This is a genomic window from Xanthomonas sp. WHRI 1810A (assembly GCF_040202885.1).
In the GTDB taxonomy this organism is placed as follows: domain Bacteria; phylum Pseudomonadota; class Gammaproteobacteria; order Pseudomonadales; family Pseudomonadaceae; genus Aquipseudomonas.
The window spans coordinates 174646-180645 of record NZ_JBEGED010000002.1 but is presented as its reverse complement, the minus strand read 5'-3'; the positions used below and the strand labels follow the sequence as shown (position 1 = coordinate 180645).

Annotated in this window: 4 protein-coding genes; 3 read left to right on the top strand and 1 reads right to left on the bottom strand. The window is 63.1% G+C overall.

Annotated features, from left to right (window positions below):
* Positions 1–519: 519 nt before the first annotated feature.
* Together ABQX22_RS04105 and ABQX22_RS04100 are read left to right on the top strand one after the other, a co-directional pair.
* Complete coding sequence (locus ABQX22_RS04105) at positions 520–1761, top strand: OprD family porin (RefSeq protein WP_349796756.1); 1242 nt, start codon at positions 520–522, stop codon at positions 1759–1761.
* 48 nt (positions 1762–1809) lie between these two features.
* Positions 1810–3408, top strand: a complete 1599-nt coding sequence (locus ABQX22_RS04100) for an argininosuccinate lyase (protein ID WP_349796754.1) — start codon at positions 1810–1812, stop codon at positions 3406–3408.
* Positions 3409–3600: 192 nt separating this feature from the next.
* Here the strand turns inward: ABQX22_RS04100 and ABQX22_RS04095 are convergent, their stop codons facing one another.
* Positions 3601–4830 carry a cation:dicarboxylate symporter family transporter gene (locus ABQX22_RS04095; protein WP_349796752.1) on the bottom strand — a complete coding sequence of 410 codons (1230 nt, stop codon included), beginning with the start codon at positions 4828–4830 and terminating at the stop codon, positions 3601–3603.
* Positions 4831–4988: 158 nt separating this feature from the next.
* Here ABQX22_RS04095 and ABQX22_RS04090 point away from each other — a divergent pair, with 158 nt between their 5' ends.
* On the top strand, positions 4989–5930 hold the full coding sequence (locus tag ABQX22_RS04090; protein WP_349796750.1) for a LysR substrate-binding domain-containing protein: 942 nt from the start codon (positions 4989–4991) through the stop codon (positions 5928–5930).
* Positions 5931–6000 lie beyond the last annotated feature (70 nt).

Below are 6000 nucleotides of genomic sequence, written 5' to 3'. Positions count from 1 at the left end.
CATCGCAGACAAGTCAGCTCCCACGGCCTGCCGGCCAGAATCAACAGCCAAATCGCACCACGGCCCGCTTCTGCCCGGTCAACTCCCACGGCCTGCCGGCCAGAATCAACAGCCACATCGCACCACGGCCCGCTTCTGCCCGGAGGGCGTAGGAGCGTGGCTTGCCCCCGATCTGGCGCGAAGCGGCAGCAAAACCCGCACATGCGGTATGCCTGACACTCCTCAGGTGAATGGTTTCAGGACCGCTGCGCACTCCATCGCAGACAAGTCAGCTCCCACGGCCTGCCGGCCAGAATCAACAGCCAAATCGCACCACGGCCCGCTTCTGCCGCGCGTAGGACTATCATCGCAAGCCGCGATATCAACGCCATATCCAATAAGTATCGAATCCACACTATCTATATATTTTTAATTCCCAACGCACAGCGATAGGCTTTTGAAACCGGGCTCAGCACTCGATAGCCCCCTGCACCCGGCCAACAAAACCAATAAAAATCAGCTGCAACGATGGGAATAACCATGCACAAACGCCCCGTTTCTTTCGGCCTCACCTCGGCCGCGTTCGGCTTGACGCTGGCCTGCCCAGGATTTGCCGAAGCCGACTTTCTCGAAGACAGCAAAGCTGACCTCGAATTTCGCAACTTCTACTTCAACAGCGATTTCCATCAGGACGGCGCCGCCCAGTCCAAGCGTGACGAGTGGGCGCAAGGTCTGCTGCTGAATGTCGAATCCGGATTCACCGAAGGCCCGGTCGGCTTCGGCGTGGACGCCATGGGCCTGTTCGGGCTCAAACTGGACTCCGGCCCGGAGCGGCGCAACACCGGCCTGCTCCCCGTGGGTGACGAGAAAGCGCCGGACAATTACGGCCGCTCCGGCGTCACCGGGAAGGTCCGTATAGCCAAGAGCGTGCTGCGCGTCGGCACCCTGATCCCCAGGCTGCCCACGGTCCTGCCCAACGACGGACGCCTGCTGCCGCAGACCTTTCGCGGCGCCCAGGTGACCTCCAAAGACATCACCGACATGACTCTTAATGTCGGGCGGCTGACCCGCAACACCGAGCGCAACGACAGCGGCCACGAATACATCGAAGCCGAAGCCAAGGGCATCAAGGGCGGTCAGCCCAGCGAGAAATTCGACTTCGCCAGCGCCAGCTACAACTGGACCAAGGGCCTGACCACGTCCTACAACTACGGCGGTCTGGAGAACAACTACAAGCAGCACATCGTCACTCTCACCCACAGCTTTCCCCTCAGCGCCTCGCAGTCGTTCAAGAGCGACCTGCGTTACGCGCGCTCCACCGAAGACGGCAACACCAACGTCGACAACACCGCGCTGGGTGCCAAATTCACCTACAGCGTCGCCAGCCATGCCTTCGGCGTCGCCTACCAGCGCATGAACGGCGAGACCGGCTTCCCGCACCTGGCAGGGACCGACTCGTTTCTCGTCAACTACGTGATGATTTCCCCGGACTTCGCCAACCCCGAAGAACGCTCCTGGCAGGCGCGCTATGACTACGACTTCGCGGCCATCGGCCTGCCGGGCCTGAGTTTCATGACCCGCTACCTCCAGGGCGACAACTTCGCCCGGGGCGCCAAGGAAGGCACCGAGTGGGAACGCAACACCGACATTGCCTACGTGATCCAGAGCGGCGCGCTGAAGAACCTCGAGCTGAAATGGCGCAACGGCAGTTATCGCAGCAATGGCGGCAACGAAATCGATCAGAACCGCGTCATCGTCAGCTACACCCTGCCGCTGTTCTAGGGCCAGAGCCTCGTCCTCACTCACTCGCACCGAAATCGGAGTCCTGAAATGCCCAACAACAAAACCCTGCTCCACCTGGCGATCGTCTGTGTGCTCGGCACCAGCTACGGCGCGTACGCAGCCAATACCGCGGAACTGCCCTGCGCCACCACCGAGCAATGCGCGGCGCAGGCGGCCAGGATCGGCGCCACGGTCGATAAGTCCAAAAACAAAGACAGCAAGACCGAGAGCCAGTTTTCCTGGCTGAACCGGATCAACAAGGCGTCCATCGTGATGCTCACCGAAGAAGGCATCGTCAAACCCGAGATGGGCCAGAAGATCGCCACCGGCGTGCGTTTCGCCATTGACCAGGCCGACCAGCCCAACGGCAAGCGCCCCAGCGACGTGTTGCAGCTCGAACAGATCATGACCGACAAGATCGGCCCGGAGGCGTCGCTGATCCACTCCGGTCGCAGCCGCCAGGACATGCTCGCCACGTACCGTCTGGCCAAGCTGCGCAGCGACGTGCTGGCCTACGACGAGGCCATGAACGCCACGCGCAAACGCCTGCTGGACCTGGCGGAAAAGCACGTCGACACGCTGGTCCCGGCCTACACCAACGGCGTGCAGGCGATGCCCATTAGTTACGCCCACTACCTGCTGGCGTTCGAGGCCTCGTTCGACCGTGACGGTCAGCGGGTTCGCGAGTTGTATCAGCGCCTGAACCAAAGCCCCATGGGCACCGCCGTGCTGGCAAACTCGGCGTATCCGCTGAACCGTGAACGCATGGCCGAGCTGCTGGGGTTTGACAGCGTGCGGGAGAATTCACTGGATTCCAGCCAGGTGTCCACCTACGACATCCCCATCGAAGCGGCAAACATAGCCTCCTCGTCGGCCATTCGGGTGGGCGCGATGATTGGCGACATCCACACCCAATACCACCAGATCCGCCCATGGCTGCTGCTGGATGAAGAATCCACCTACACCAGCAGCGCCATGCCGCAGAAACGCAATCCGGGCCTGTTGATGCGGGCGCGGGAAACCTCGTCCGATGTGGTCGGGCTGGCACAGACCGTGACCCTGCGCGCACACAACGTCACCACCGGGATGACCGACTACAAGTTCGCGTTCGATTCCCTGGGCGTATTCGATTCGGCCCACGACATGTTCGGCGCCATGGACGCGGTGCTCGATGCCCTGCAGGTCAATCCGAAGCGGGCCCTGGAAGAGCTCGAAAACGAGTGGACCACGTCCATGGAGCTGGCCGACACCCTGGAGCGCAGCCACAAAGTGCCGTTCCGCATCGGCCACAGCTTCGCGTCGCTGATCGTCACTGAGGCCCGGGACAACGGCTTCACGCCCAAGACCTTCCCCTACGATCACGCGCAAAAGCTCTACGCCCAGGCGGCGGACAAGTACAAATGGACGCCCAACACCCTGCCGCTGGACGAGCCGACCTTCCGCGCGGCATTGTCGCCGGAGAACATGGTCAAGACCCGCAAAGGCACCGGTGGGCCGCAGCCTGAGGAAGTCAAACGCATGCTCGCCGAAGCCCGCAAGATCCTGGACAGCGACCAGACCTGGCTGCGCGAACGCCGTGAAAAGCTGACCAACGCCGAAGGGAATCTGGACCGGGCGTTCGAGAAGTTGTTGTCGTCCAAGGGGTGATCCACGATCTGCCATTTTCTGCAGGAGCGAACTTGTTCGCGAAGCGGCCTGATTGATACAACCGGTCAGACGCTTCGCCAACAAGTTGGCTCCTACAGGTTCGTTCGGTCTGCATCCTCTGTAGGAGCGAACTTGTTGGCGAATCGGCCTGATTGATACAACCGGTCAGACGTTTCGCCAACAAGTTGGCTCCTACAGGTCAGTGATCACCGCTCGACCGCCCGTTCTCTCCCAGCGCGCAATCGCCAGGCACGCCACGCAGTTGCCCAGCACGTTGGTTAGCGAGCGACATTTCATCAGGCGCTCCACGCCCAGCAGCAAACCGACGCTTTCCAGCGGCACCCCGTGCAGCAGGTTCAGCGTGGCGACCAGGGTAAAGAAGGCCGAACCGGCCATGCTCGTCGAGCCCAGTGACGTGAGCAAGGACAGCACCAGCAGCGTGAACACCTCGACGCCCCCCATGGGCACCCCGGCCATCTGCGCCAGGAACAGCACGGCGGTGGTGAGGTAAATATTCGAACCGCTCAAGTTGAACGAATAACCGGTGGTCAGCACCAGGCGCACCAGCTGTCGATCGCAGCCCAGCGTCTGCATCTTCTCGATCAGCCCGGGCAGTGCCGCCACCGACGAACCGGTGAACGTCACCAGCAGTAACTCGTCCTTCACGTACAGCGCCAGCCGCGACAACCGCACCCCGGCAAGCCGCGCCACCAGCGCCAGCACCCCGACGACGAACAACCCGCAGGCCAGGTACATCACCGCGACGAATTTAAGCAGCGGCCACGCGGCGCCCATGCCGAACTTGCCTATGGTGAAGGCCATGGCACCGAAGGCGGCAAAGGGGGCGAACAGCAGGATGAATTTCAGGGCCTTGAACAGCGCGCCCACCACGGCCTCAAGGCGCAGCCGCAGCGCCTGGCCCCTCGCCCCGCTATGGCCGACGAGCAAGCCGAACAGCAGCCCGGCGAGCATCACTTGCAGGACCAGGCTCTGGCTGAACGCACGGACCATCACCGTACCGACTGTCGTCCACGAGAAATCAGCCTGCAGCAGGTTGCCTTCAACGAGCGCCGTCCCAGGCACGGAGCCGACGCTGGCCGCGTGACTCAAGGCTGTGCCGACGCCGGGTTGAAGCACCAGAGCGACCACGGCGCCCAGTGACAGCGACAGCACCGACATCATCTGGAAATACAGCCACGCCTTGCCCGCCAGCCGCGCGCCTTTGCCCTGCAACCCGGCGACCCCGGACGACACCAGTAAAAACATCATCACCGGCATGAGCCAGCCGATCACCCGGATGAAGCCATCGCTCAGCGGCTTCATGTACACGGCCAGCGGCGGGTCAAAAATCCCCAGCAGCACACCACAGACGATGGCCAGCAGAATGTGCAGCGTTGCGCTTCGGAACAGCCTGACTGACATCCACACTCCAAACCGTTTTTTATTCTTGTGGGTTGCTGCGACCTACGCCGGGCCTGACCAAACGGCGCCTTGCCAGCACGGGGGTGATTGGGCACGCTTGGCGATCACGCCCGGCCTGACCGGGCGGCAATAATAACCTTGCTGCGGGAAACACCACCATGGAGCTTCGACATCTGCGCTATTTCGTCATGGTGGCCGAGGAGCGGCATTTCACCCGTGCCGCCGCCCGGCTCAACATGCAGCAACCGCCGCTGAGCCAGCAGATCCGCGCGCTGGAGGTGGAGCTGGGTTTCGACCTGTTCAAACGCCACCCCAAAGGCGTCGACCTCACCGCCGGCGGCCAGGTGTTTCTGCAGGAAGCCCAGGAGATTCTGGCGCGGGTCGCCGAAGGGGCGCACAAGGCGTCCCGTGCCGCTCACGGCATCGAGGGCACGCTGGTCATCGGCTTCACCAGTTCGGCGGCTGCCCATCCGTTGATCCCGCGCATCATCCGCGCGTACCGCGAGCAGTACCCCGGCGTCGCGGTGTCGCTCAAGGAAGGCAGCGCGCAGCAGATGACCGACGCGTCCATCGACGGCAGCGTCGACGTCGGCATCCTCAGGGCGCCGGTGGGCCAGCACCCCAGCATCGAGTTTCACCGCTTGCTCAACGAGGAAATGCTGTTGACGCTGCCGGTGGGGCACCCATTGCTCAGGGCCCACGGCGTATCGGCTGACCTGCCGACGCTCTCGCTGATGGATCTGCGCGATGAGCCGTTCATTCTGGTGCGCCGCCCCGGCGCCCCCGGCATGTACGCCAACCTGATCACGGCGTGCGAAAACGCCGGGTTCACGCCCAAGATCGCCTTCGAAGTCGAGCGCATGCTGACCAACGTCAGCCTGGTCGCGGCCGGAGCCGGGGTGTCGATCGTGCCGGCGTCCATGAAGGACGTGCACCGCGAGAGCGTCGTCTACTGCCGCATCCGCGATGCCCGCCCCAAGCTGCACGCGCCGATCACCCTGGTCTGCCGCACCTTCAACCCGCTGCCACCGTTGCAAAACTTCGTGGCGCTGTCGCGGCAACTGAGCGGCCGTCGCGCATTACGGACGAGCGCCGGTTAGCCAGATTGCAAGGTCGCCTGGTGGGAGGGAGCTTGCTGGCCCGCTCAATACAAGGTCCGCTCCCACCGAT

Excerpts from the sequence above, each read along its gene's own strand:
- ABQX22_RS04095 (WP_349796752.1), bottom strand. The coding sequence starts at position 4,830 with ATGTCAGTCAGGCTGTTCCGAAGCGCAACGCTGCACATTCTGCTGGCC.
- ABQX22_RS04105 (WP_349796756.1), top strand. The coding sequence starts at position 520 with ATGCACAAACGCCCCGTTTCTTTCGGCCTCACCTCGGCCGCGTTCGGC.
- ABQX22_RS04100 (WP_349796754.1), top strand. The coding sequence starts at position 1,810 with ATGCCCAACAACAAAACCCTGCTCCACCTGGCGATCGTCTGTGTGCTC.
- ABQX22_RS04090 (WP_349796750.1), top strand. The coding sequence starts at position 4,989 with ATGGAGCTTCGACATCTGCGCTATTTCGTCATGGTGGCCGAGGAGCGG.